Origin of the sequence: Paenibacillus terrigena DSM 21567 (genome assembly GCF_000374845.1) — a bacterium.
Lineage (GTDB): Bacteria > Bacillota > Bacilli > Paenibacillales > Paenibacillaceae > Paenibacillus_K > Paenibacillus_K terrigena.
Map to the genome: position 1 here is coordinate 30,073 of NZ_KB895420.1, position 24,988 is coordinate 55,060.

Genomic DNA, 24,988 nt, shown 5'->3' on the forward strand with positions numbered 1-24,988 from the left:
ACTGTTAAAAGAAATTCACGATTTTGTTTTACAATTCCTTTACAAGCACTATGTCACTTGTGATAAGATAACAAAGGTTATAATTCTCATTATTAAGGTAATCTAAGCAATTTGAAGCAGAGGGGACAGCGTATGTTTAAGAAGAACGATGTATTTTTTCAAAATCTGCAAAATATGGCCGATTCCATTGTCCAAGGCGCGGATATTTTTGCGAAGTATGTAGCAAAGCCAGGAGATACGACAGCTTTCACCAAGGAAATGAAAGAGCTGGAGTCGAAATGTGACGTATTCACCCATACGATTATTAAAGAGTTGAATAAGACGTTCATTACGCCGATCGAGCGTGAAGATATTATGTCGCTGGCTACCTCGCTGGACGATGTGTTAGACGGGCTTGAAGCTTGTGCATCGCGCTTTGATATGTACCATGTGAAGGAATACGATGCTTCGATCGAACAATTTGGTAAAGTGCTGCTCGATAGCGCATTTGAAATCCAAAAAGCGATTCGGCTATTGTCACAGAAAAAATTGCTTGCGATTCGCGAACATACGATCCTTATTAATGACCTTGAGAACCAAGCAGACGATATTCTGCGTAAGAGTATCAAAGATCTATTCGCTGCGGTGAAAGATCCGATTGAGCTGATTAAGAAAAAAGAAATCTACGAGCGTCTAGAGCAAACGACGGATAACTGCGAAGACGTTGCTAATATTCTTGAAACCATTATTATGCGCAACTCCTAAGGTCGCGTGAACGATAGGTGAAATAAAGGAGGACAGAGTTGCGCGGGAACACCTAAATAGTGTGTTTCAAAAAGTTACCTTTTTGAAGAACCTCTAGTCGTTCTGTGCAATACATTTCTATGGATCATACAATGATCGTTTTAGGTATTGTTATCTTACTAGCTCTAGCATTTGACTTTATTAACGGATTTCACGATACGGCGAATGCCATCGCGACATCTGTCTCGACGCGCGCACTCAAGCCGCGGCATGCGATTCTGCTCGCAGCAACGATGAATTTCATCGGAGCCTTGTCCTTTACCGGGGTTGCGAAGACGATCGGGGGAAGCGTCGCAGACCCCTCCAAGCTGGATAATGGGGTAGAGATTGTGATAGCGACCTTAATCGCCGCGATCATCTGGAACCTTGTGACTTGGTGGTTCGGAATTCCTTCGTCCTCATCCCACGCACTCATTGGTGCACTCGCGGGTGCAGTCTTTATAGGAGCGGGTTCAGACAGCTTGAACTATGCCGGGTTTACGAAAATCGTAGAAGGACTTATCTTCTCACCGCTTATTGCATTTGTAGTTGGTTATATCGTGATGACGATCCTGAAGATTATTTTCGGTCGAATGAGCCCGCATTCGGTCAATAAAGGCTTCCGCACAGGGCAGATTATGACGGCAGCACTTCAGTCTTATACGCACGGGACGAATGATGCGCAAAAGGCGATGGGGATCATTACCTTCGCTCTTGTCTCAGCAGGAATACAAGATAATTTGGATGTTCCGTTATGGGTTAAAATTTCGGCGGCAACAGCGATGGCACTCGGTACATCCGTCGGCGGGTGGAAAATTATTAAAACGATGGGTACGAAAATCTTCAAAATCGAACCGATTAACGGTTTTGCAGCGGATTTAACGTCAGCTTCTATTATTATGACGGCAACGCTAGCGCATTTGCCTGTTAGTACAACGCATGCGATTACCTCAGCGATCCTCGGTGTAGGTTCCGCGAAGCGTTTTTCGGCGGTAAAATGGGGCCTAGCAGGTCGTATTGTCATCTCTTGGATCGTGACGATTCCGATTGCATTCGGGCTTGCGATGGCCGTGTTCAAAGTGATTGATTTATTATTCTATAGATAAATGTGGAGAGAAGCTAACCTTCGGTGAAGAGGGTTGGCTTTTTTTGTGTGGCGGTGAGGTGAAATGTAAAGGTTTAAGCTCTCCCTTTGGTTGACAGTGTACAACACGTCTATGAACATTATGGATGTAAACACTGCTGATCAGAGGGGGGGGGGTTTGGCTGCCAAAGTGCTCCGTTAATAAAAAGAGGACTGCAGGATTTCCCTGCGGCGAATGACATAAGATGGCTGGGCACCCTGTACATTCATCCTGAAAATCGCGCGAAAGTAATCTATCGCGTGAAAATAGGAGGTTTCGAGAGATTCATGTCATTCATAACGCTTTCATGGCGATTTCCAGTATTTTCAGATTCCATTTAGAACCAATTTAAGGTTTTACAAGTTGCAACACGAGGAGTATGATACGATTCATGAACATTGCTGAGTCCTTGCCTGAGCAAGGAGCGGGGGAACCAAATAAGTCATGAACCTGTGGCTCGTGTGAGAGCGAGAGCAGGAACATGTGGGGTGAATCCTTGGTACAACGGTACCGAGGTAGGGTGACTCTCACCATCCGAATCCGACAGCTAACCTCGTAAGCGAATGAGAGAGGATGAAGGAAAGTGTAGACGAACGTTGGCTGCAGATGCGAAATGGATCTGTGGTTATGATGTGAAATAGATTGATGAAGCTATGAAAAATGTTTTACATGTCTTTAACGCTGAGTCTTTGCTAAGGCAAAGAGCGGGGGAACCAACGGTCAGCTGAGCTGACCATGGGGTGAATCCAAGGCACCGTCTTGTACGGCGCTAAGGTAGGGCGACTCTCAAGGCCCGAATCCGACAGCTAACCTCGTAAGCGTCTCGAGAGAGGCAACTTGAACGTATTCAATATGTGCGCAGCATGGTGTGATTCGCCGTGTCCATTATTGAAGCCGCGAAGGATAACCTCCCCCGCAGGCTTCTTTTTTTATGCCTTTTTTTAAGGGAAATGAGAAAAATTAACTTTTTTCACGTTGATTAAAATGTTGTTGAAAAGGGAGATCGACTATGAACTGGGGAATGGATTTATTGCAAATCGTGATTGTTATCGGGCTGCTGCTCTTGATCGTGAAGCCGCTCGGTACGTATATCTATCATATATTTTCGAACGAGCCGAACCGGAGTGATCGGATATTTGGTCCGGTGGAGAAAGGGATCTTCTGGCTGATCGGGCTGAAGAACCGCGGCGATATGTCTTGGAAAAGATACGCGCTTAGCTTGCTCCTTACGAATCTTGTATTAACCTTGGTTGGGTTCGGCATCTTGCTGACACAGCGCTGGCTGCCGCTCAATCCGAACGGCATCGACAATATGGAGCCGACGTTATCTTTTAATACGATTATTAGCTTTATGACCAATACGAACTTACAGCATTATAGCGGGGAGTCAGGCTTATCGTATTTCTCGCAAATGATCGTCATCATGATGATGATGTTCACTTCGGCGGCGACAGGAATTGTGGTGGCGATTGCCTTTATCCGCGGATTAACGAAGAAGGGCACAGGGCTTGGTAATTTCTTCACGGACTTCGTGAAGGCCCATACCAGACTATTGATCCCGATGGCTATCGTAATGACACTGGTGTTGGTCGGACTACAAGTACCGCAGACGCTGGACGCTACGGTTCAAGCGCACACGGTTACAGGCGAGACACAGCAGATCGCGATTGGTCCTGTAGCATCGCTCGAGTCGATTAAACATTTGGGGACGAATGGCGGGGGATTTTTCGGAGCGAACTCTTCGCATCCATTCGAGAACCCGAACCCACTTACCAATGTGCTCGAAATCCTGATGATGTGGTGTATCCCGGCATCGCTAACCTATACGTACGGACGATTCGCTCGGAATCAGAAGCAGGGCTGGATCGTGTTCGCTGTCATGAGCATCTTGTTCGCAGCGTTCCTCAGTCTTGTGTATGTCTCGGAAACTAACGGTAATCCGGTCTTGAATACGATCGGTGCAGACACATCACAAGGCAGCATGGAAGGGAAGGAAGCACGATTCGGGATTGCGCAATCCGCGCTATTCACGACTGTGACGACCTCGGCAACGACGGGTACGGTCAACAATATGCATGATACGTTAACCCCGCTTGGCGGTCTCGTACCGATGTCGCTCATGATGCTGAACGTGGTGTTCGGCGGCGATGGCGTAGGGCTTGTTAATATGCTGATGTATGCGATCCTCGCGGTGTTCTTGGCAGGCTTAATGGTCGGACGTACGCCGGAGTTCTTGGGTCGGAAAATTGAACCGCACGAGATGAAGCTGATCGCGATTGCGATTCTCGTCCATCCGCTGATTATCTTAGGTCCGACGGCGATTGCGTTCTTAACCGATCTGGGATCGGGTGCCATTACGAATCCAGGGTTTCACGGCATCTCGCAAGTGCTCTATGAATACACCTCATCGGCAGCGAACAACGGCTCCGGGTTCGAGGGCTTGGCGGATAACACGCCGTTCTGGAATATGACGACAGGGATTGTGATGTTCCTCGGTCGATACGTCTCCATCGTGGCACTGCTCGGCGTAGCAGGTTCACTCGTGCGCAAAAAATGGGTGCCTGAGACAATTGGGACATTCCGCACTGATAACAAGCTATTTGCCGGGGTGCTGCTCGGAACGGTCATTCTCATTGGGGCATTGACGTTCCTGCCTGTACTCGTCCTTGGGCCGATTGCAGAGTTCCTGACATTAGGGTAGAGATCAATTAACGAGGTGAAAGAACATGGATTCGACCATGAAACGTAAATCATTAATAACTTCAGATATATTGAAATATGCGCTAGGCCAGAGCTTCGTCAAATTGAACCCGCTGATCATGATCAAAAATCCGGTCATGTTCGTGGTAGAGCTAGGAACGTTCATCGTCCTGCTGTTAACACTGTTTCCTTCCGTTTTTGGCGCGGAAGCGAATTTCGGCTTTAACCTAACAGTATTCATCGTCTTGCTGTTCACCGTTTTGTTCGCGAACTTCGCCGAAGCGATCGCTGAAGGACGTGGGAAAGCGCAGGCGAATGCACTGAAGCAGACGAAGAGCGACGTGACGGCGAATAAAGTGCAGCCGGGCGGCGGTGTGAAGCAAGTACCAGCGACAGAGCTTCGTAAGGGGGATGTCGTCGTCGTAGCCATGGGCGAGATGATCCCTGGAGACGGTGAAGTGATTGCAGGGCTGGCCACGGTAGACGAATCCGCGATAACCGGTGAGTCTGCGCCAGTCATGAAGGAAGCAGGCGGCGACTTCAGCTCGGTAACGGGCGGAACGCGCGTAGTCAGTGACCAGATTAAAGTACGGATCACGAATGATCCAGGTGAATCGTTCTTGGATCGCATGATCTCCCTCGTCGAAGGGGCCGAGCGTCAGAAGACGCCGAACGAAATTGCGCTTAACATTTTGCTCATTACATTGACCGTGATTTTCTTGATTGTAGTTATGACGCTAGCGCCGATTGCCAAGTATGTAGGGGTCGACTTAGAAATTCCGGTGCTGATCTCCTTGTTAGTCTGCTTGATCCCGACGACCATCGGGGGCTTATTGTCCGCGATTGGGATCGCGGGGATGGACCGCGTGACGCAATATAACGTGCTCGCAATGTCCGGGAAAGCCGTTGAAGCGGCAGGGGACATTAACACAATGATTCTCGATAAAACGGGGACGATTACGTTCGGGAATCGGATGGCTAGCGACATCGTTCCTGTCGGGAAAGCCACGGTCGAAGAAGTATCCCAATGGGCTGCCGTGAGCTCCATGCAGGATGAGACGCCGGAAGGCCGTTCCGTGCTGGAGTGGGTACGAAAAGAAGGTTATACCTTTGATGATAAGATTGCGAGAAATGCCGAGTTTATCGATTTCAAAGCCGAGACGCGAATGAGCGGCGCGGACCTAACCAATGGATGGAAAGTTCGTAAAGGGGCAATCGATGCGGTGAAGCAATGGGTACTGGATCAAGGCGGCGTGATTCCGGCTGATCTGACAGACAAAGGAAACAAGATCGCCTCGGAAGGCGGAACACCGCTCGCGGTAGCGGTAAATGATCGATTGTTAGGCATTATTTATTTGAAGGATACCGTCAAACCGGGGATGCGCGAGCGGTTCGAACAGCTTCGCCGTATGGGCATCAAGACGATTATGTGTACGGGAGACAATCCGTTGACGGCAGCAACGATTGCGCGTGAAGCGGGTGTAGATGACTTCATTGCTGAGAGTAAGCCGGAGGACAAAATCGCAGTGATTCGCAAGGAGCAAGCGGAAGGCAAGCTCGTCGCGATGACAGGCGACGGTACGAACGATGCGCCAGCGTTAGCGCAAGCGGATGTAGGGCTCGCAATGAACAGCGGTACGATTGCGGCGAAGGAAGCAGCGAACATGGTGGATCTGGATTCCGACCCATCGAAGATCATTGAAGTCGTATCGATCGGGAAGCAGCTGCTGATGACACGCGGTGCATTAACGACGTTCAGTGTGGCGAACGATGTGGCGAAATATTTTGCGATAATCCCCGCGATGTTCATGTTAGCCATTCCTGAGATGCATGTGTTGAACGTCATGGGGCTCGGGTCACCGATGTCCGCGATCTTATCGGCATTAATATTTAACGCCATAATTATTCCGCTCTTAATCCCGCTCGCGATGAAGGGTGTAGCGTATCGGCCGATGAGTGCAAGCAAGCTGCTCAGTCGGAACTTGTTGATCTATGGTCTTGGCGGCGTGATTGCACCGTTCATCGGGATTAAAGTGATAGATTTGTTCGTTCATATCTGGATTTAGCGTGGCATGGAGAGAGGGAAGGATGGAATAATCATGAATATGAATTTGCATACAAATACAAATGTTGAGGTGCCTGCCCGAACGTCGGTGGGCTCGATCATCTTAGTCGCCGTACGAATAAGTCTCGTCTTTATTATTCTCTGTGGGTTGGTGTATCCGCTCCTGTCCACAGGCCTTGCGCAAGTGCTCATGCCGAAACAGGCGAACGGCAGCTTGATCAAGGATGCGAACGGTACCGTCATCGGTTCCGAGGTGATTGGGCAGATGTTCAAGGATCAGAAGTATTTCCAAGGGCGGGTATCCAGTATTGAATATAACGCAGCGAGTTCGGGATCGAACAACTATGGGCCTTCGAACCCCGATTTGTTGAAGCGGACACAGGAATCGGCGGCGGAATGGACGAAGAATAACCCGGATGTGCCGCTCAGTGAAGTGCCAATTCAATTGCTGACGAACTCGGGATCGGGCCTAGATCCGCATATTTCGCCGAAGAGTGCTGAAGTGCAAATACCGCGGATCAGCAAATTGACGGGGATCAGCGCAGGAGAGCTGGAGAAGCTTGTTGAGAGCCATACTGAAGGCCGTGACCTTGGTGTGTTCGGGGAACCGCGTGTGAATGTCTTGATGCTGAATATTGATTTGCAGAAATTAATGAAATAATGCGGATGTGTCCACTCGGTCGCTTGGATCGGGTGGGCATGTTCATGTCAACATATAAGCCAAAGGGGTAGGGGCATGGAGCAGTTTCGAAGGAAAACACCGGAGGAAATTCTGGAGTCGATTACGCGGTTGTCGCGAGGCTATCTGAAAATTCTGATCGGAGCGGTCAGCGGTTCGGGGAAGACGTACCATCTGCTCCGTGAAGGGCACCAGTTAGCAAGGCAAGGCGTGGATGTCGTCATCACGGCGATTTCCACGCGGCAGCGGCCCGAGACGATGGAACAGATCGGCGATCTGGAGCGGGTACCGAGCATCCATTGGATGAAGGATGGCGTCGAACAGAAGGACATCGATCTCGGGGCACTCATACAGCGGAATCCAGAGGCGGTGCTCATCGATGGACTCGCGCATCGCAATCGACCTGGCGCGCTCCATGCCACACGGCTAGAGGATATTCAATATCTATTGAAGCAAGGCATTAGTGTCACGACGACGGTCAATGTCTACGAACTGCAAGAGGTCGCGGAGCTTGCCGAGCCGTATATCGGCTTTAAGCCGGAGATTACGGTGCCTACGGATACACTCGAAATGGCGGACGAAGTCCGGTTAATCGATGTCACGCCGGAGACATTATTGAAACGAATGGCGGAAGGGCATCTGGATGGGCTGCAGCTTCCAGCGGATGTCTCCGTGTTCCGGCATGGCAATCTGGCTGTTCTGCGGGAGCTTGCCCTGCGGCTGGTTGCGGAGGGCGTCAATGACTCGCTGGAGCGGCATCGGGAGCGATTGGGGCTCATCGGACCGTCTTGGGCAGCGGAACGGATTCTTGTCGCGGCCCAGTATCATTGGAATGGCTCGATCTATATTCGGCGCGGTCAGCAGATTGCGAAGCGGTTGAATGGGGATCTGCGCGTCGTCACATTCGTGAAGCCAGGGATGGAGCTGACGAAGGAGAGTGCGACCTTCAAGCGGTCGATCGTGAAGCTGACAGAGAAGATTGATGCGCCTTTCGAAGAGCTGCCCTTGCCCTCGCAACGACATCTTCCGCGCATACTCATGGATTATGCGTTAGAGCATCAAGTGACGCGTATTGTGATCGGGCATTCGAAGATGACGAGGTGGCAGGAGCTTCTCAAAGGCTCCGTCTTGAATGGATTGATCGCGCGAATGAACCAGGTGGATATGTTCATCGTCGCGGATCGGGCGGAGTCGGATGGGGAACGGATTCTACCAACCAAACGGTTAGCATTACGTGGAGACGTGGACATAGCGGGGGTACCTAGCGGAGAAGAGAAAATGTTGCACGGCAAGGTGCGTGTCCGAGGTCAGCTGGGGGATTTGGAGAATAATCGATACCGCCGATTGACACAGGAAGAGATTGATCGCGAAGTCGAATCGATACAGCGAGGGCATTTCAAGGTCTATATTGGCGCGGCGCCGGGGGTGGGCAAGACCTATACCATGCTGCGGGAAGGCAATGAACTACTCCGCAAGGGGATGGACCTATGTATCGGGTATTTGGAGACGCATGGTCGCCGCGAGACAGCGGGGCAAGTGGGTGCACTGCCGCTCGTACCAAGGCGTAAGATCGATTATCGCGGTGTGCAGATGGAAGAGATGGATACGGATGAGATCCTGCGCCAGAATCCCGAGGTTGTCTTGGTCGATGAACTGGCCCATACGAATGTGCCTGGCAGTGAGCTGAAGAAGCGTTACGAGGATGTTGAGCGGCTGTTAGCCGCCGGGATCTCGGTCATCTCGACGATGAATGTGCAGCATTTGGAGAGCTTAAATGATGCGGTGGAGCAGATTACAGGGGTACGCGTGCGGGAGACGGTGCCAGATCATATTTTACGGCTAGCCGATGAGGTGGAATTGATTGATGTCGCGCCGAAGACGCTGCAGCAGCGGCTGCGAGACGGGCATATTTATCGCAAGGAACAGGTGGAGCAGTCGCTGAATCATTTTTTCAAGACGGGAAATCTCATTGCTCTGCGGGAATTAGCGTTACGGGAGCTAGCGGATGATGTGGATGAACGCCTGGAATCGTGGGAGCGGAAGCCATCGCTTCGCGGTCCTTGGCGCCGGAAGGAAGTAATCTTCGTCGGGGTGACATTAAGTTCGAATGCGGAACGGTTGATCCGACGCGGATTCCGCATCGCATACCGCTTGAAGGCAGCGCTCTATGTGACCTACATTCACACAGGGGGACCGCTGACAGCGGAGCAGCAGGAGCGGGCGGATGCGATTGGAGCGCTCACGGAACGTTTTGGCGGGACATTCAAGGTTAGCCACGCGCCGCATGCGAGGAAGATGGCGGACATATTCATGCAGGAAGCGAATCTCGTGAAGAGCACCCAGTTGATTCTTGGGCAATCGGCGCGTCCATGGCATGTGCGTCTGCTGCGTGGGTCGGTGATTAACAAGCTGCTGCGGATGGCCCGGCATATGGATGTGTTGATCGTCGCGAAGCCTAAGGGCTAAGTGGGGCAATAGGGGCATGTTCATAGAGCTGGTGTGATCGGGCGGTTGAAGCCGCTGGATGACTACAGCGAAGAGAGCGGTGGAACATGATAAATAGGCTGAGGCGAGGAGGCTTCGGCCTATTTTTGTATGATGAGGGGAGGGTGAGGAAGGGGAATCTATTTTTTGTATTTTTTGTAGCTTTTGTTGCCTTTAGAGCTGGTAGGACGGCGGTGTTGTTTCGATTTGTTGGTCGATTGGCGTTTGCGTCTGCGGCGCCGTCTGCGTTTGGACCAATCGTCATCATCTTTTTTCTTTTTTTTGCTAGGGAGCAGGACGTCGGCCATCAATTTCATGACAGGCGCCAACTGGGAGACGCTCTGCATCACCTCCCGAACCTTGGACACCGTGCTCACAATCCCGTCAATGCCGCCCATCCGGTCGATGAACCCTTTGATATCACCAATATTGAAGGGGAACTTACTCTTGGTGGCGACGGGTGTGACGGGGGTTACGGATGGATCAACAAAGGGGACCATGGAAGTAGATTCGGCCAAGTCAATGGCTGCGGGTGTCGTCTCGGGAATCAGCGATTCTTGCAGGGGAGGCCGATTATATGGATTGCGCACGCCGGGGTACGGAGAGACGTGATGTGAGCGCACGTGAGGGTGCTGAGGCATGGAGATTTCACTTCCTTTATGGGTGGATGTATAGAATACTGTATGTGATAGGCGAACAACATGACTGGACGAATGCCCGGTTTTTGACAAAAAAGTGTGGGCAGATTTTCGCTCTGTAGTGCAGGAAAACGGTAATGCTTGAAATAGATTTGCACTCTACGTTACAATGGGGGTAAGTACCAGTAGCTGGGGGATGAGAATAAGTGCAACTCAAGAAACTTAATGATAAAACAATCGATCAATTATTCGAAGCGGTATTAACGTTGAAGTCTGTAGAAGAATGCTATGTTTTCTTCGATGATCTGTGCACGGTGAATGAAATCCAATCGCTGTCGCAGCGTCTGGAAGTGGCAAGAATGCTCGGCAAAGGCAGCACGTATAATCAGATCGAAGCGGAGACGGGCGCGAGCACGGCTACGATTTCGCGCGTGAAGCGTTGCCTCAACTATGGCAATGATGGTTACACGATGGCTCTCGAACGATTGGAACGATAACACATGCGTCCGGGTATACTAATCATTAGTCACGGGTCACGGGACGCTGCTTGGGTCTCGCTCGTGGATGAGGCCGTGGAGCATGCGAAGCTGCCTGAGGGGATACCTGCTGAGGTTGTGTTCCTGGAAATCGTCGAAGGGCGACTTATACAAGATGGCATCGACCGTCTCGAAGCAAAGGGAGTTACGGACCTGTTCGTGATTCCTTTCTTTGTGTCGGGCGGAAGTACGCATGTCGATGAGATTGCGTATGCGCTCGGGGTGAAGGAAGCCGCGTCCTTCGATACAGATCTGGAGCCGTTCCGTGTTCAAGCACGCGTCTGGTTCGGGGAGCCGATGGATGTCGATCCGATCGAAATGGCGCAGATTGTGATGGAGCGCAGCCGCGAGCTGTTGGGTGGACGGCAGCCGGAGGAGACGGTCCTTATGCTCGTAGCCCATGGCAGTGATCACCCTCTATTCTATGATCGCTGGGTAGGCGGGTTACAGCGGGTGGCCGTCAGGATTCAGCGCGAGATGAATTACGCTGCGGTCGATACGGGCCTACTGCTTCCGGAGCAATTATATGATAAGATAATAAGATGGCAGACAGAGACGGACTACACCGTGATGGTGGTGCCGTTATTTTTGAGTTCGGGCTATTTTACTAATCGTGTAATACCGAATCGTATTGGGCAGGCTGTATGTGTATATGACGGTCAGGCACTCTTGCCGCATCCGCTCGTATCGCGCTGGCTATCGAGGCAAGTGCATCAGGTTATGCAGCGTCGGTGACCCGTACGAAATGAATAAACAGGTGGCAGGTAAAAATGGGTATGGATCGAATCACGAAAAGAGCGAGGCTCATATACAATCCGACATCCGGTAGGGAAGAGATGCGGCGGCGGCTCCCTGATATTTTGCAACGGCTGGATCTTGCTGGCATTGAGACGACTGCGCACGCGACGATCGGCGAGGGCGATGCAACCGCATGTGCGATCGATGCGGTGGAACGCGGCTACGATATGATCATTGCAGCGGGTGGGGATGGGACCCTCTATGAGGTGATTAACGGCTTGGCGCCGCTTGAGAAGCGTCCACCGCTCGGCATCTTGCCCGTCGGAACGACGAACGATTTCGCGCGTGCGATGAACATTCCCCGGAATTGGAGTGACGCTTGCGATCTCATTCTGGGACAGCACACGCGGCCGATTGACCTTGGGTTAGCTGGAGATCGTTATTTCATTAATATTGCAGGCGGTGGCTCCTTGACGGAGCTGACCTATGAAGTGCCGATTAAGCTGAAGACCATGATCGGGCAGCTAGCCTATTACGTGAAGGGTCTGGAGAAAATGACGCGGCTTCGCCCGTCCGAGCTGATTATTCGCGCGGATGGCATCGGCGAATTCCATGAGGAATTCATGCTCTTCCTGATCGCGAACAGCAACTCGATCGGCGGCATGGATAAGCTTGCGCCGAATGCAAGAATCGACGATGGACTATTCGACGTCTTGCTCGTGAAGAGATGCAATCTCGCAGAATTCATCCGCATCGCGAGTCTCGCGATGCGCGGAGAGCATATGACGGATCCGCACGTGGTACATTTCCGTACCTCGCAGTTGGAAGTGACGTCGCCGGAATACGTACAGTTGAACCTGGACGGCGAACTTGGCGGAACGCTGCCATGCAACTTCTCGGTGCTGCCGGCGCATATTGAGATTTTTGCGGCGGAGTAGGGAAGCGGGAGCGTTAGTGGTATCCGTAGATCACAGGCGTATGGAAGAAGCAGTGAGCGTAAACAATAGGGGATTGCGTTTGGCTCTGGAAAGGGCAGGGCGGTCCTCTTTTTGATGTAATGAGCGTGGAAATGATGGGAATGCGAATGAGATTCCCTTTAACATATATTATGAGTTGGGCGGGGTTAGATAGATGACAAGAGGAAGACAGCGCGGTGGACAATCGCGTAACAATAACAGCAAGGCACCATCGCAGGCGATCCTGGATTTGCCCGTGGCAAAGAATGAAGACGTGGAAGTCGAGATTATCGGCTTAACGCACGAAGGCGAAGGCGTGGGACGCGTAGAAGGCTACACGTTGTTCATTGGCGGCGCATTACCGGGTGAGCGTGTGCGTGCGAAAGTGCTGAAAGTGAAAAAGCAGTATGGGTATGCGAAACTACTAGAGGTCATGGTTGCAAGCCCGGATCGTATCGCACCGCCTTGCGAGATCTACAAGCAGTGCGGCGGCTGCCAGCTGCAGCATTGGTCGTATGAAGCGCAGCTCGACTGGAAGCGCCAGCATGTAGTGGACAACCTGGAACGGATTGGGAAGTTGAAGGTTGGGGGCAGTGTTGATGGTGAGACCAGTGAGGGATTGAGCGAAGAGGCAAGGATTGTGGTTCATCCGACGCTTGGGATGAACGATCCTTGGCGTTATCGGAACAAAGCACAGGTCCCGATGGGCATGGCGGAAGAGGGCGGCTTGATCGGTGGATTCTATGCGCGTAATTCCCACCGCATCATCGATATGGATGCTTGTCTGATTCAGCATGATCAGAACGATGATATTGTACGCCGTGTGAAGTCGATCGGTCGTGACCTTGGCGTGACGGCTTACAATGAAGAGACGGGCGAAGGCTTGCTGCGCCACGTTGTTGTGCGTGTGGGCTTCCGTACGGGTGAGCTGATGGTCGTGCTCGTGACGAATGGAGCCAAGCTTCCGCGCGTTGAGGCATGGATCGAAGCCATTCGTGCGCAAGTGCCTGGTGTGGAGAGCATCTGTCAGAACATTAACACGAAGCGGACGAATGTGATCTTCGGTGATGTGACGAAGACGCTGTGGGGCCGCGATGTCATCTATGACTATATCGGGGACGTGAAGTTCGCGATCTCGGCGCGTTCGTTCTATCAAGTCAACCCGGTACAGACCGAAGTGCTGTACGGGAAGACGCTAGAGTATGCCGGCCTGACCGGATCAGAGACGGTCATCGACGCCTATTGCGGCATCGGCACGATCTCGCTGTTCTTGGCACAGCATGCGAAGCGGGTGTACGGCGTCGAGATCGTCCCCGAGGCGATCGAGGACGCACGTGCGAATGCTGCGCTGAACGGGATTAGCAATGCCGAATTTGAGGTAGGGGCAGCAGAGGACGTCATGCCGCGCTGGCTTGAGCAGGGCGTGACGCCTGACGTCGTCGTTGTGGATCCGCCCCGTAAAGGGTGTGATGAGCGGTTGCTCGAGACGCTGCTTACGATGCAGCCTGAGCGTATCGTGTACGTGTCGTGCAACCCCGCGACGTTGGCGCGGGATTTGCGGGTACTCGAGGATGGTGGGTATCGCGTGAAGGAAGTACAGCCGGTGGATATGTTTCCGCATACGGTGCATGTTGAATGTGTAGTGTCAACATATAGAAAAGATCTAATTGAAGGGCAATGAGCTCTAAATTCAGCTTCATTGCCACAAAATTATTTATTAGTTTAGTTAGACGGTGAAGTTGTAAATGATATTTACTTCACCGTCTTTTTTAATACTTATCTTTTTTACAAGCATGAGTAGAAGTTCTCGATCAAGCTTTTCGAAAGATGTTAATTTTGCTATATCAAGAAGAGTTGGTTTGTTGGTTTGTGTTTCCTTAAGAAGATCAGAACTCCTCAAAGTGCACTCTGCAAGTTCTTTGTCTAACCGAGAGAGAAGTTCGTGATATCTCTCTTTAGACAATTCACCATCCAACCACTTATCCTCTGCATTATTTTTTCGAGTCTGTATCTGCTCAATTCTTCTCTTGAGATTCAAAGATTCCTTCGAGGTAGATTTTTTCCCTTCTACATTGTTGAGGAGCGGAAATCCTTCAGATACTTGAACCGAGCCGATGTTGAAGGTCTTTTCGACAATATCATCAAATTGGACGATGAGGATCATGTTTACTTCAATCTGTATTTTATCACTCAAGATTACCGTCACTCGGAGCCTGGGGTAGATTATATGGGGATCTTGAACCACATGCACATCGACAACCGATTCCTTAAGAATTATCAACGATACGGGATGGACTTATTGGTAAGGAACAGAATGGCATAGGTCCATTAAGCAGCTTCTTGAGAGGTAATGGCAAAGGCAGTAGTAGACAACGCTCATGCGCTGTCTCTTTTTAATGGGATAACGTCAATAACCTTAAAGGTTTTAGGAGGATTTTGTAGAAATATGGGTGTGCAGTTTAAATGTTCAGAGGATAGAAAACATTGAAGTCATTAAAAGTACAGGAATTATTAACTAATAAACGAGGGTCGAACATGATATCAGAACGAATGAGAGAAATATTAGTTGGAGCGGTTAAAGATGCTGAGCAAAGCACATTAAAGGACATTGCATCGGGTGATCTAAGTGGTGAGGAAAATATTACAATAGATTTGTTGAAGGCAATAAAGATACTATGCTTCCAAGCTATTGAGAAAAACAAAGACAATAGCGGAAGATTTACTTATGAAGTGACAGCAAGAGATTTTCCAAAGCGAACATTGGAACCTATTGTCGGAGCGGATTTTGCCATTTCTTTACGTAAGTATGATGTTTGGGGTAATTCTGAACACCTAGAAAAAGTAAAGAGTGTCTTAGTTCAAGCAAAGCTCCCGGAAAGCACCGATTATAAGAGGTTAGCAAAGCAGGTAAATGATATGGGTCAAATATCAGATGAATCCTACATAGCGGTATATGATCTTACTGGTGTTTACATAGTAAAATCGACAGATGTAATCGAAGCTGGATATCGTGTGAAAAATGTTACAGCAGATAAAAGACTATCGCTTGATGATTTCTTCTCAGATATATTTATCTGCCAAAGAGGTAAAGTCGGTTTGGATGCTAGAGAAATCAAAATAAAAACTTCTCCACGAAGAAAGTTAAAGCAATTGGAGTTTACTATTAAAGAGTACATTTTCTGATTGTCACCGAACAAATTAATTTGTCAGTCAGCCGTATTATTTTATGTCGCAATGATTTTGCGGTATTGATCTAGACAGCGATCATTTGCTGTCTATTTTTCTGTAGATTCCTGTCGACTTGATGGAAGGTATTGGGAGGCAATCTATTGAATTATGGAGTATAGATGTGGCTTCGGGCTATGAGGGGGGTTCCTGCATTTGAAAGATGAAGATCGATTGATTGACGAGGAGAAATTAAAGATTATGGACGTTTTGAAAGGTCTATTTGGCAGTAGTGATTCTTTTGATGATCTGAAGCGGATGCGTAATTACAAGCCAATCCCTTTGAAGTGGAAAGGCGACATCGAATACGAGGTTCAATATCAATCGTCTCAGATCGAAGGCGAAGGGCATCGTGTCCTCAATGTCGTGACTAATAAGTATAGCGAACGAGTAATCGTGTATCGCTTGTATTACGATGACGATCAAGACGATATCAATATCAATTTGCGTATTCGGATCATTACAGATAAGGGCGTAATGCTTCCTGACCCCAATATCTACTTACACGTATTTCAAGAGGATCAACACATTCAAATAGCAGACATTCGTATCGAAGGAGCTCACGTAAATCGCGGCTACGGCTCCATCGTCATGAACGAGATACTAAAGCTTGCACACCAGTTAGGTATCAAGTTTATTGATGGTTGGATCTCTGGTGTCGACTGGGGTCATATTGAACGGTCGGCTCACTTCTACCGGAAGTTTGGATTCGATGTCGAGCTAAATGAGGGGTCTGGAAAGATCCTTTGGTTGAATGAGGAGCTTGGGGCTACTCGGAAAGAGTTCGAGCAGTTATTAAAAACCGATCCATTTGAGATCAGTTAGAGAAGTTACCAGACTAAAGCTTAAATGAGGTGAAGATCGTGAAGGATAAAATCGAACAAGAAGAGCTTCTTCAAAAATCTAAGGAGTTTAAACTCTTTTCCGGTCCGTCTTTGACTAGAGTATTTAATAAGACAGGTGTAGTAGGTTATGAAATTGGTACACTTGGATCTGCTGGCTTATTGAAATATAAAGATAGATTTTTTGTTGTTACCGCTAAACACGTTGTCACATTAGGTAATGAACTACTCCCCCTATCTGACATCGTGATTCCTTACCAGTATCAAGGTGGAACAAAAGCATTGACTTTATTGAAGCAAGCAGTTGACTCTGATCGAGATATAGCAATCTTTGAAGTGGCTCAAACGTCTGCAGTATTTTTGGAACAGGAACAAAATAAATGTTTCTTGGAAGATGGTTTGATTAATGAAGATCCATTAGGATACTTTGAAAATAAATCCAATGTTGTATTTCTGCATGGTATTTCTAAAGAAGGAACTGACGTGGATTATGGTGCATTCGTAGTTGATATGACAACGACACCTTATACGACCTTTATTGATCGAGTTGATGAAGCATCGCAGAGAATAGTATTAATGGCAGATGTGGATGGGACTAATGAATTTGGTCAAACAGGTCACCCACTGCCCGATTTTGGTGGGATGAGTGGTTCATTTGCTTATTCTTACCAAAGAGAAGATATTGAAATTCCGTTTCGATTACTTGGTATATTATCTAATGGGAATAAAGAAGCAGGGTTTTTATGGGTGATACCTATAAGTGAAGTCGTTGAAATATTGGAGAAGGAATTCTTCGGTAATTAATGGGGTCGAGCAGATTGCTGCTCGACTCTTTGCTTTTTAAGTGGGGTTAAGTTTCTATAGGACTATCACCCTAAAGGAGGAGGAAACTAGTCATATTTTGGCGAATATTTACAGGCGGATATTATACTTGCTGGAGGTAGTTTATGGCTAAGAAAGAACGTTGCTTCTGTGGAAGCGGGAAGGCTTCGACAAATTGTCATCGGGTCGCTTCTGACAGTCGCGCGGCACATCTATTCAAACTTTATGATCAAGTTGAAACTACAGTTGAATCATACTTTAAGCATAATGATAATTCTCTCCAGTGTTTCTCGGGATGTAGTAATTGTTGCAGCGATTTCTTTACAGTCTCAGAGGTTGAACTTGAGATAATCATGGATGAAATTCATACTACGTGGACTGAGCAGGAAATTATCAACCTATATAAAAAAGTGATGGATAATGTCCGGGCTTTTCAAGCGGCACATCCAGATTTAGATAATGCAATCCAGACCCAGCTTGATTACGAAGGCGACTTAAGTAAGTTCAAGTCATTTAAAGGCGGAAAAACTAGAACCAGCTTCCCATGTCCGCTTCTAGATCAGGAAAATATCAGTGAGTTAGAGTTGCGTTAAAGACTTTGGTCGCTTCTGAAATGAATGGAGGTAGTTTAGGGATGCCAAGAGGAAGGAAAGTAAGACGTATTGATTATGGCAGAAAAGAAATGATGGAGCTAAGTGAAATTAACATACCAAAGACATTCACTAACTACATGGACAAGTTCTATGAGCTATATGGTTTTGAAGAATCTGACTTCAGAGTAGGTAAATCAGAGAACGCGGACTATTACTTCCCTGCTGATTTTGCAGAGCTCCTTGCTTTAATCTTAAGAAACAGCAGTAAACACCCTTTTAGTAGAGTAAATCATGTCAAAGAGAAAATTAACGCATCGCAAATACAGGAGTACAATCAACTGATGTGCGAAAACATCGATAATGAGTTGCCCTCAGTATTCAGAGATTTAATCTACACTATGCCTTCTCACCTTCAGTCAGTTATGCTCGGAGACTTAACTTCAGTTTTGGTGGAGCGCCTGACGTTATTTATTGTGAATATCACCAAATTGGATCATCAAGGTATGGGCGATACAGTTGACTGGCTGTGTAGACGATTAGATGAGGCAAATTATAATCTGTTCAGGGGCAACTACATTAATGAGATGGCTCAAAAGTCTAATGAAGCTTACAATAATGAGCACTTTAAAGAGCTCATTGAGAAATTACACGGACCAAAAGATGAACAGATTGATGATCTAGAGAGACGAATGGTTGCGACAAACAACAGTATAGATTACACAATATCATTGCTAATAAAACGTATCTTGCAAGCTACTGATGACCTGTATTACGCAGACAAAGGTTCTGAATTTCTAGACCTTAAAAATAAAGAATTGCTTCTAATGCTGGGGTTAGAGGCAGTGCCAGCAGATGAAAGCAATTCGGGTGGTCAGCACAGCCACTTAATTGAGCGAACACTTTATTATAGTCACGAGCTGTCTAAGGTGGTAAACCGAGGAAGAGTCGCTATGGCTGAGTCAGTATTAGAGAAGCACAGAGAAAAAATGCTGACGAGGAAATCAATTGTTGAACAGATTAAAGATAAAAGCTTCCGTGAGCCGGGCGAGTTGAGCGTTGACGAGAAGAAGAAAATTCTAGAAAGTCGGATAAAGTTAATGCAGGATGAGTTAGCCAGATTAGAGGAAGAAGCCAGCGAACCACAAGATGACTCCGTAGACAGTTTCATGGTTGAGATGCAAAGAGAGTATGTGGCGTACTGTGAGAAGGCAAATCAAGACTCAGAAAATTTGAAACCGATAGTGGATCACTTTGTAGGGCAAGTCCTTATAAACTTCATGAATACCAGTGGAATAAAGTAAAGGGAATTTTTATTTGCTTTACTTTATGACCACAGACCTTTTCATCGTAATACAATTGAGGCATCTCCAATGAAGGAAGGTGCTTCAATATGAATAGGAAAAGGACGGGCAGTCGTGACAAAATCCTACTGGACTTGATTAAACAATCGGATGAGCAACTGATGCTTGATGAAAAAGGAACAGTCATCATATACACGGATGCTTCGGTTCAGTCCGTATCGGATTATGAATACAGGTCAGGCATAGGCGTCGTGATTTTCTATCGGAAGAAGAAAAAGTTCGGCGTTAAGCTGATCGCTGAATGTGAGTACAAATCCGATAAGGATGATATCGCCAAGGAAGAGTATAAAGCGCTCAAGCGGGGTATTGCAGAAGCTGTGGGAACGTGGGATTTTAATCAAGCATACGTCCTTTCTGACAGTACTTCTGCTTTAAAGCGACTGACTAAGGAAATCAAGGATAACATCTCTATTCCTTTTGATATAAATCTCTACTGGGTGGAAAGTCATAAGGGCATTCTGTTAAATGCTCTTGCAGACCACTTGGCTAAAAGTAGAAATGTAGAGCAGTTTTCAGGAATTGACGAAGCGCTAATAGTCCCCGATGCCAGCCCATTTGCAAAGTATCGGAGTTATACGGGGATAAGAGGTGGCATGAAACGAGCCTATCGTATAAACGAACGCCAAAAGGCTTTCCAAAAACTGTTGAGGTCAAGTCTAAATGCAGATATTTACCAAAGCCTACTGCCAAGGTAACATAAGCAGGGATTCGACCTGGAACAGCTTTAATATTTATTGAGAGGGGTATGCCAAATGAGTTTAGAGTTGCCTATTAGTCATCAAGACGAATTCGAGTGTGAAGGTTGTGGTGCTAAAATTAACCATACTTTTACTATCCAAGATCTTGAGTACGAGAGCAGCGATGAAAGAGGTATGGGCGATGAGACTCAGTACAGCTTTACGGAAGAGGTTCCTTGCCCCCAATGCAGTCACTTGAATGAAGTCACTGGAGAAGTATGGGAATATCCCGAAGGAGCGGTAAACCTCGTTCAGTTAACTTAGCAAGCAGTTAACAAGTGGAGATAGTGTCCTATAGTGGATACTATCTCTCTTTTAATCATGTTGCCCCTAAGAGGATCGAGATTTGTTGGAAGTGGTAGTTCGGTAAAAAGAGCCAATATCGGGATTGAACTTAAAGTAGCAATAACAACTTCTCAAACTGAGAGGGGTAATAAATATGCTCTTGCGTCATATTTGTGAGGTCTGTGGTAAGGATGAGGTTCTAACGCCCGAGCAAGCTTTCGATCAAGGATGGGACTACCCTCCGAGAATGGGAAAGTTCCAGATCGTTTCTCCGCGCACTTGCGGAAGCTGTTCGATTAACGGCACTTTATGGTGGGCAATAAGCGCTGAGGGTAAGCAGCCATCCGAGCTAGATGAAAAGCAACTCCAAACGCTTAATCGTATCTTGAACGAGCCAGAAAGTATTATGGTAGCTAATTGACCGAAGGAGATGATTATCCATGTTCACAAATGAGCAACTCGATGACTCGTTTAAATCTGCTTCGTTTGTTGTATTTAGAGCAAAGGGGTTTGACAGCCTTGTGTTCAGAAAAGGATTTGAGGAAGAAACCTCTCTCACGGATGATGAGAAAAATCAGATACTATCCTATCTAGAGGAAAAAGTGAGCAAGAGTGATGCTCTGTTCATTAAGGCAAAGGATTGTATCGATCAGAGTGAGTTGTCGAGCGATTATTTTCATAACTATCCAAGGAAGTTTCGAGGCGCTTATTATCCTGTAGTGTTGAAGTTCATCGCGGGTCTTATGGTTAACTCACTCGTCCATTAACAACTCATTAGAGTAATCAATCAACTGCTGATGACCTCAGCAGTTTTTCTTTATTCAGGGGTAGTTGAGATCGTCGAATGGGTTAAGTCTAGAGCCTTGAAGCGCACCTTAAAGAAAAAATAGAAGTTAGCTTTATGCCGCAGGATAATTCACCCGTTCACCCAACCTCCGATCTTGATTTCCTCGCCCCCGAATCGACTTGTGAACCTCGCTCGAGCTACGGTATCATCATACAAACCACTAAGCGAGGTGAAGGTATAATGTCGCAAGACTATTGGTCAGAGTCGTTAAAGAACCTAATCGATCAGCGTTTCAATGAACTGGCGAGAGCTGCTTCATTGGTCGAGGAGGTACGTTCATTACGTGAGAAGCAAGCTGAAATCGAAGCAGGTTTGAAGCATGATATTGGTTCGGAAGCTTTTCGCAGCATCTTAGAATGGGAAGATGTGCTAAATCACCGTAACACGCTCGAAAGGGAATGGCTGTATTTAGCAGGGGTAAAAGATGGGTGTGCCTTTACAAAGATCTCTTTGCTTTTATGGAAAACGGTGAGATTCAGCCGCGACAGTAACCGATGGTGGATCAAGTATATTCGATAAGCACCAAGCTCCCTTTAGAACGGGGAGCTTGGTGCTTTTTCATTCTTTCAGGCAGGACAAAAGGAGTTAGTTGTAGAATTTTGTATTAATTTGGGATATCAAAAGTTTTTCGCTTTCTCATGTGTTCCCTTACGAAGCACTGGAGCGATTTGCTAGACCCATACAACTAGAGCTTGGAGGGAATCATTGTGACTTTGGCTGTAGATAAAAAATGGATTAACCGGCTCGATCCGGATGAAGTTATCTTATATCCACTTCAGTTTGCTAATACCGAACGATTAAACAATCATGGCAATGATGCAGTTTACATATTTGATGAAGTCGGTAGCGGTAAGACAATAAGCAGCGGCATCATGGCACTTGATTTTCTAGAGCATAATCCAAGTGAAAATGTCTTGGTCATCACAACAAATGCTTTAGCTCGGAGTAGTGAGGTCAAACCTAGAGGTCAGTTCCTAGAAGATTGGTTTAAGAAGCTCCCCTTCGAGGAGTTGGGGTATGGCAATAGGGTTCGTGTCGTAAATAACCACCACTCCAAATTCAAGGTTCCGAGAAAATATGGACTCGTAATCATAGATGAAGCGCACCTGTTCTTGGGTGAATGGACTCAGCGATATCAAAATTTGACCAATAACATTACTGCTAAGAAAGTGGTATTTCTAACAGCCACACCGATTAAGCAGGGAGTTCTCGATCTACATGTTTATCCGCGGATCGCATATAAATTACTTGGGAAGCCAGTAGACTCCAGTTGGATCGATCAACTTCGGACTATTGGTAAGCAGCCGAAAGACTTGATCTGCAGCCAGTTCGATGTGAAGTTTCCAGTAACTCGGTATTTCAAAGATACGATTAAGTCCCTTGAGACAGAGGGGTATAACAAAACCAAGGTTAAGCGTTACGAATCCTTGGTTTGGGAGTACTCACGTAGTAATAAGAATGAAGTCTTGGCAGAGAAACTGAAATCCTTGTATAGTGAGAATCCTAAAGATAACCGTTTTGTCGTGTTCACCAGATATTTGGTTAAAGAAGTGGATGTCATTGCGGGGTATTTGGAATCTGCAGGTTTCGTGAAGTCCAATACTGAACTCCCTGACAAGCCGACTTACTATGTGGTCACTGGACGTAACCCGAGAGAATTGACGGACTTCTCAAGAGCAGATAACCTTCCGACTGTTCTCATTCTGACGTATCAAATCGCAGAGCAAGGCATTAATCTGCCGGGGTATAACCATATTGTAAATTATCATATCTCAGCGTACCCATCTGCCTTAGAGCAGCGTTATGGACGGATCGACCGTTTAAACAGCAAAAGTGAAAAGATCTTCAACTGCTTCCTTATCGGTGAAAAGGGCGTTTATGATACGAATACGTTGAATTTTTATTATGCCATTGGCACTTGTCTTGGTTCGATGCTGAGCTACTTGCCCTCGCGAAATACGATCTTGTCGCCTGATATCTTAAAGCTGTATACAACCATGAAGAGTGATGTTGAGAGGTATCTTGCTCGACTTTCTGAATCTCTTGATAACCAAGGGGTCAGCGAACTTTATGATTATCTGACTGCATGGGAAGCTCTTCAAAATAGACCTGTTTCGGAAAGCTCCGAGTCCCAAGATGGAGATTTAGCCTTAGCCGATGCCGATTCTGCTGAATCATCCGAACCACTGGATGAGGAGTCTTTCAATTCCGTTCTTGTGTTAGCTGATGTGGAGCAGAACGAGTTATTTATGTTCTGCAGAGAAGAATTGTCTCTTGATCAAAGTCTTAAAGGTAACAGGGATGATGCCGAAAAAGCTCTGCTTGAAGATATCCAGAAACGAATAGCAGAGTTTCAAGGAGATGTTTTGCACAAAAGTGATGAGAAGGATAAGGTAATTGAGTGGCTATCAAGGGATGAGGGTATTTGGGATCACATCTTTTACATCAACGAACGGTCAGTTGATTGGACGCAGCTTGATGTAGATCGTGTTGATGCAGTAGAGGGGTGTGCGAAATTCATCTCAGATAACAGCGATTTTGTGAAGTATCTAAAAATGTTCAACGAGCAGATCCGTCTGCCCAAGGAGTTCCAAAAGTATCGTGCTCTGATAAATAAGGGGTATGAGGAAGCTTTTATAGCGAACAAGTTCGATGTCTTGTTCCCTGACCTTGTAGGTAGCACGTATTCAGAGAAATTTGAAGTAGTGCTAAAAGCCTCAGTTGAAGCTGAAATTGAAGCCAGGGCAAAAGCCAAACAAGAATCTAACCATGAAGTTATACTCGAAGGTGACAACAAGATCAGCGCTTTGGTAATCGAAAATATTGACCAGTTGATACCTACCCTCCCTTTGTTTAAGATGATGGATCAGTACAAGAAAGAGCTGAAAAGGTCAGCTCAAATAGCGAATGGCGCTATGAGAGATAAGTTTGATGGGTATGATCATGTATTTGCTTTAGCAATGGATCGTCTAAGAAATAGGGACTTAAGCGTCTCAGACGTGTTCTACGCTAAGTATCTTGGTATTGTTCGAGTCGATGAACCTTATGAGCCTAGCGGGGTATTTAAACAATTCTTCTATGTTGCTTTCTCTGAAGACGTTGTTGAGGAAGGGGTCACGAAGAAGGTCAGCTCCGCGAGTAACTGGTTGAAGTTGGCATACCACATATCGCGTAAGGAATCTTTAAGTTGTGTGCTGAAATATGTAGGTGGAGACAAGTACTGGTTGCAGTATATCGTTGATTCGGCAAGCAACTCTACTGCTCCATCAAGTGGAAAGGTTGTTTCTCTCTTTTCCTACTTTGTGAATACGAATAGCGGTGGTTTCCGCACATGGGCTAAGAAGCAATTTGTTGATGACATTGCTAAACCTGACTTCGTGTGGTCTAACGATTATTGGACAAAGGGTATTCTAAGAGAAGTAAAAGGTTGGAAGTATGGAAATTAGGTCAGGTGAATAATGAAGTAGATCAAACTGCTGATAACCTCAGCAGTTTTTTCTTTATTCAGGGGTAGTCGAGATCGTGGAACGGATTTAACCTAAAACCTCGAAGTGCACCTTCAAGAAAAACAGCACCTTTCTTCATGAAGCTTCA

22 protein-coding genes and 2 riboswitches are annotated in these 24,988 nt (G+C 47.1%); of the genes, 20 read left to right on the top strand and 2 right to left on the bottom strand.

Going from position 1 to position 24,988, the window contains the following annotated elements; genetic code table 11:
* Positions 1-132: 132 nt before the first annotated feature.
* The 6 genes from C558_RS0121955 to C558_RS0121980 all read left to right on the top strand — a co-directional run bounded on the left by C558_RS0121955 (position 133) and on the right by C558_RS0121980 (position 9,796).
* The gene (locus tag C558_RS0121955) at positions 133-744 is read left to right on the top strand and encodes a DUF47 domain-containing protein (protein WP_018758457.1); all 612 of its coding nucleotides are present in this window, start codon (positions 133-135) and stop codon (positions 742-744) included.
* 119 nt (positions 745-863) lie between these two features.
* Positions 864-1,868, top strand: a complete 1,005-nt coding sequence (locus C558_RS0121960) for an inorganic phosphate transporter (RefSeq protein ID WP_018758458.1) — start codon at positions 864-866, stop codon at positions 1,866-1,868.
* Between the two features lie 407 nt (positions 1,869-2,275).
* A riboswitch (cyclic di-AMP (ydaO/yuaA leader) is annotated at positions 2,276-2,463 on the top strand.
* 92 nt (positions 2,464-2,555) lie between these two features.
* Positions 2,556-2,723: riboswitch (cyclic di-AMP (ydaO/yuaA leader) on the top strand.
* A 184-nt stretch (positions 2,724-2,907) separates the two neighbouring features.
* The gene (gene kdpA, locus C558_RS0121965; protein ID WP_026264072.1) at positions 2,908-4,587 is read left to right on the top strand and encodes a potassium-transporting ATPase subunit KdpA; all 1,680 of its coding nucleotides are present in this window, start codon (positions 2,908-2,910) and stop codon (positions 4,585-4,587) included.
* A gap of 25 nt (positions 4,588-4,612) precedes the next feature.
* Positions 4,613-6,652: a potassium-transporting ATPase subunit KdpB gene (gene kdpB / locus C558_RS0121970; RefSeq protein ID WP_018758460.1), complete on the top strand. Its 2,040-nt coding sequence runs from the start codon at positions 4,613-4,615 to the stop codon at positions 6,650-6,652.
* 33 nt (positions 6,653-6,685) lie between these two features.
* Entirely contained in the window at positions 6,686-7,312 is a 627-nt protein-coding gene (gene kdpC / locus C558_RS0121975) for a potassium-transporting ATPase subunit KdpC (protein WP_018758461.1), read from the top strand.
* Positions 7,313-7,387: 75 nt separating this feature from the next.
* Positions 7,388-9,796 carry a universal stress protein gene (locus C558_RS0121980; RefSeq protein WP_018758462.1) on the top strand — a complete coding sequence of 803 codons (2,409 nt, stop codon included), beginning with the start codon at positions 7,388-7,390 and terminating at the stop codon, positions 9,794-9,796.
* 158 nt (positions 9,797-9,954) lie between these two features.
* Here C558_RS0121980 and C558_RS33920 read toward each other — a convergent pair whose 3' ends face one another.
* A complete protein-coding gene (locus tag C558_RS33920) occupies positions 9,955-10,314 on the bottom strand; it encodes a hypothetical protein (protein WP_169445404.1) in 360 nt (119 codons plus the stop codon).
* A gap of 344 nt (positions 10,315-10,658) precedes the next feature.
* Between C558_RS33920 and C558_RS0121995 the strand changes: the two genes are divergently transcribed.
* From C558_RS0121995 to rlmD, 4 genes are all read left to right on the top strand, one after another.
* Positions 10,659-10,949, top strand: a complete 291-nt coding sequence (locus C558_RS0121995) for a YerC/YecD family TrpR-related protein (RefSeq protein WP_018758465.1) — start codon at positions 10,659-10,661, stop codon at positions 10,947-10,949.
* A 3-nt stretch (positions 10,950-10,952) separates the two neighbouring features.
* Entirely contained in the window at positions 10,953-11,723 is a 771-nt protein-coding gene (locus C558_RS0122000) for a sirohydrochlorin chelatase (protein WP_018758466.1), read from the top strand.
* Positions 11,724-11,758: 35 nt separating this feature from the next.
* On the top strand, positions 11,759-12,664 hold the full coding sequence (locus C558_RS0122005) for a diacylglycerol kinase (protein ID WP_018758467.1): 906 nt from the start codon (positions 11,759-11,761) through the stop codon (positions 12,662-12,664).
* Between the two features lie 193 nt (positions 12,665-12,857).
* A complete protein-coding gene (rlmD, locus tag C558_RS0122010) occupies positions 12,858-14,363 on the top strand; it encodes a 23S rRNA (uracil(1939)-C(5))-methyltransferase RlmD (protein WP_018758468.1) in 1,506 nt (501 codons plus the stop codon).
* 45 nt (positions 14,364-14,408) lie between these two features.
* Here the strand turns inward: rlmD and C558_RS0122015 are convergent, their stop codons facing one another.
* The gene (locus C558_RS0122015; protein WP_211220790.1) at positions 14,409-14,888 is read right to left on the bottom strand and encodes a hypothetical protein; all 480 of its coding nucleotides are present in this window, start codon (positions 14,886-14,888) and stop codon (positions 14,409-14,411) included.
* A gap of 344 nt (positions 14,889-15,232) precedes the next feature.
* On the opposite strand from C558_RS0122015, the gene C558_RS0122020 reads away from it, so the two are divergent.
* From C558_RS0122020 to C558_RS0122070, 10 genes are all read left to right on the top strand, one after another.
* The gene (locus tag C558_RS0122020) at positions 15,233-15,865 is read left to right on the top strand and encodes a hypothetical protein (protein WP_156826229.1); all 633 of its coding nucleotides are present in this window, start codon (positions 15,233-15,235) and stop codon (positions 15,863-15,865) included.
* A gap of 198 nt (positions 15,866-16,063) precedes the next feature.
* On the top strand, positions 16,064-16,732 hold the full coding sequence (locus C558_RS32770) for a GNAT family N-acetyltransferase (protein ID WP_018758471.1): 669 nt from the start codon (positions 16,064-16,066) through the stop codon (positions 16,730-16,732).
* A 38-nt stretch (positions 16,733-16,770) separates the two neighbouring features.
* On the top strand, positions 16,771-17,553 hold the full coding sequence (locus C558_RS0122030) for a hypothetical protein (protein ID WP_018758472.1): 783 nt from the start codon (positions 16,771-16,773) through the stop codon (positions 17,551-17,553).
* A 143-nt stretch (positions 17,554-17,696) separates the two neighbouring features.
* Positions 17,697-18,164, top strand: a complete 468-nt coding sequence (locus tag C558_RS0122035) for a hypothetical protein (protein ID WP_018758473.1) — start codon at positions 17,697-17,699, stop codon at positions 18,162-18,164.
* Between the two features lie 41 nt (positions 18,165-18,205).
* Entirely contained in the window at positions 18,206-19,465 is a 1,260-nt protein-coding gene (locus C558_RS0122040) for a FlxA-like family protein (protein ID WP_018758474.1), read from the top strand.
* Positions 19,466-19,599: 134 nt separating this feature from the next.
* Entirely contained in the window at positions 19,600-20,220 is a 621-nt protein-coding gene (locus tag C558_RS0122045) for a ribonuclease H family protein (protein ID WP_156826230.1), read from the top strand.
* A gap of 57 nt (positions 20,221-20,277) precedes the next feature.
* The gene (locus tag C558_RS0122050; protein ID WP_018758476.1) at positions 20,278-20,526 is read left to right on the top strand and encodes a hypothetical protein; all 249 of its coding nucleotides are present in this window, start codon (positions 20,278-20,280) and stop codon (positions 20,524-20,526) included.
* Between the two features lie 461 nt (positions 20,527-20,987).
* Complete coding sequence (locus C558_RS0122060) at positions 20,988-21,314, top strand: hypothetical protein (RefSeq protein WP_018758478.1); 327 nt, start codon at positions 20,988-20,990, stop codon at positions 21,312-21,314.
* 260 nt (positions 21,315-21,574) lie between these two features.
* Positions 21,575-21,913 (top strand): hypothetical protein, encoded by a 339-nt coding sequence (locus tag C558_RS31665; protein ID WP_018758479.1) that lies wholly within the window; start codon positions 21,575-21,577, stop codon positions 21,911-21,913.
* A 188-nt stretch (positions 21,914-22,101) separates the two neighbouring features.
* The gene (locus C558_RS0122070; RefSeq protein WP_018758480.1) at positions 22,102-24,840 is read left to right on the top strand and encodes a DEAD/DEAH box helicase; all 2,739 of its coding nucleotides are present in this window, start codon (positions 22,102-22,104) and stop codon (positions 24,838-24,840) included.
* Positions 24,841-24,988: the final 148 nt, after the last annotated feature.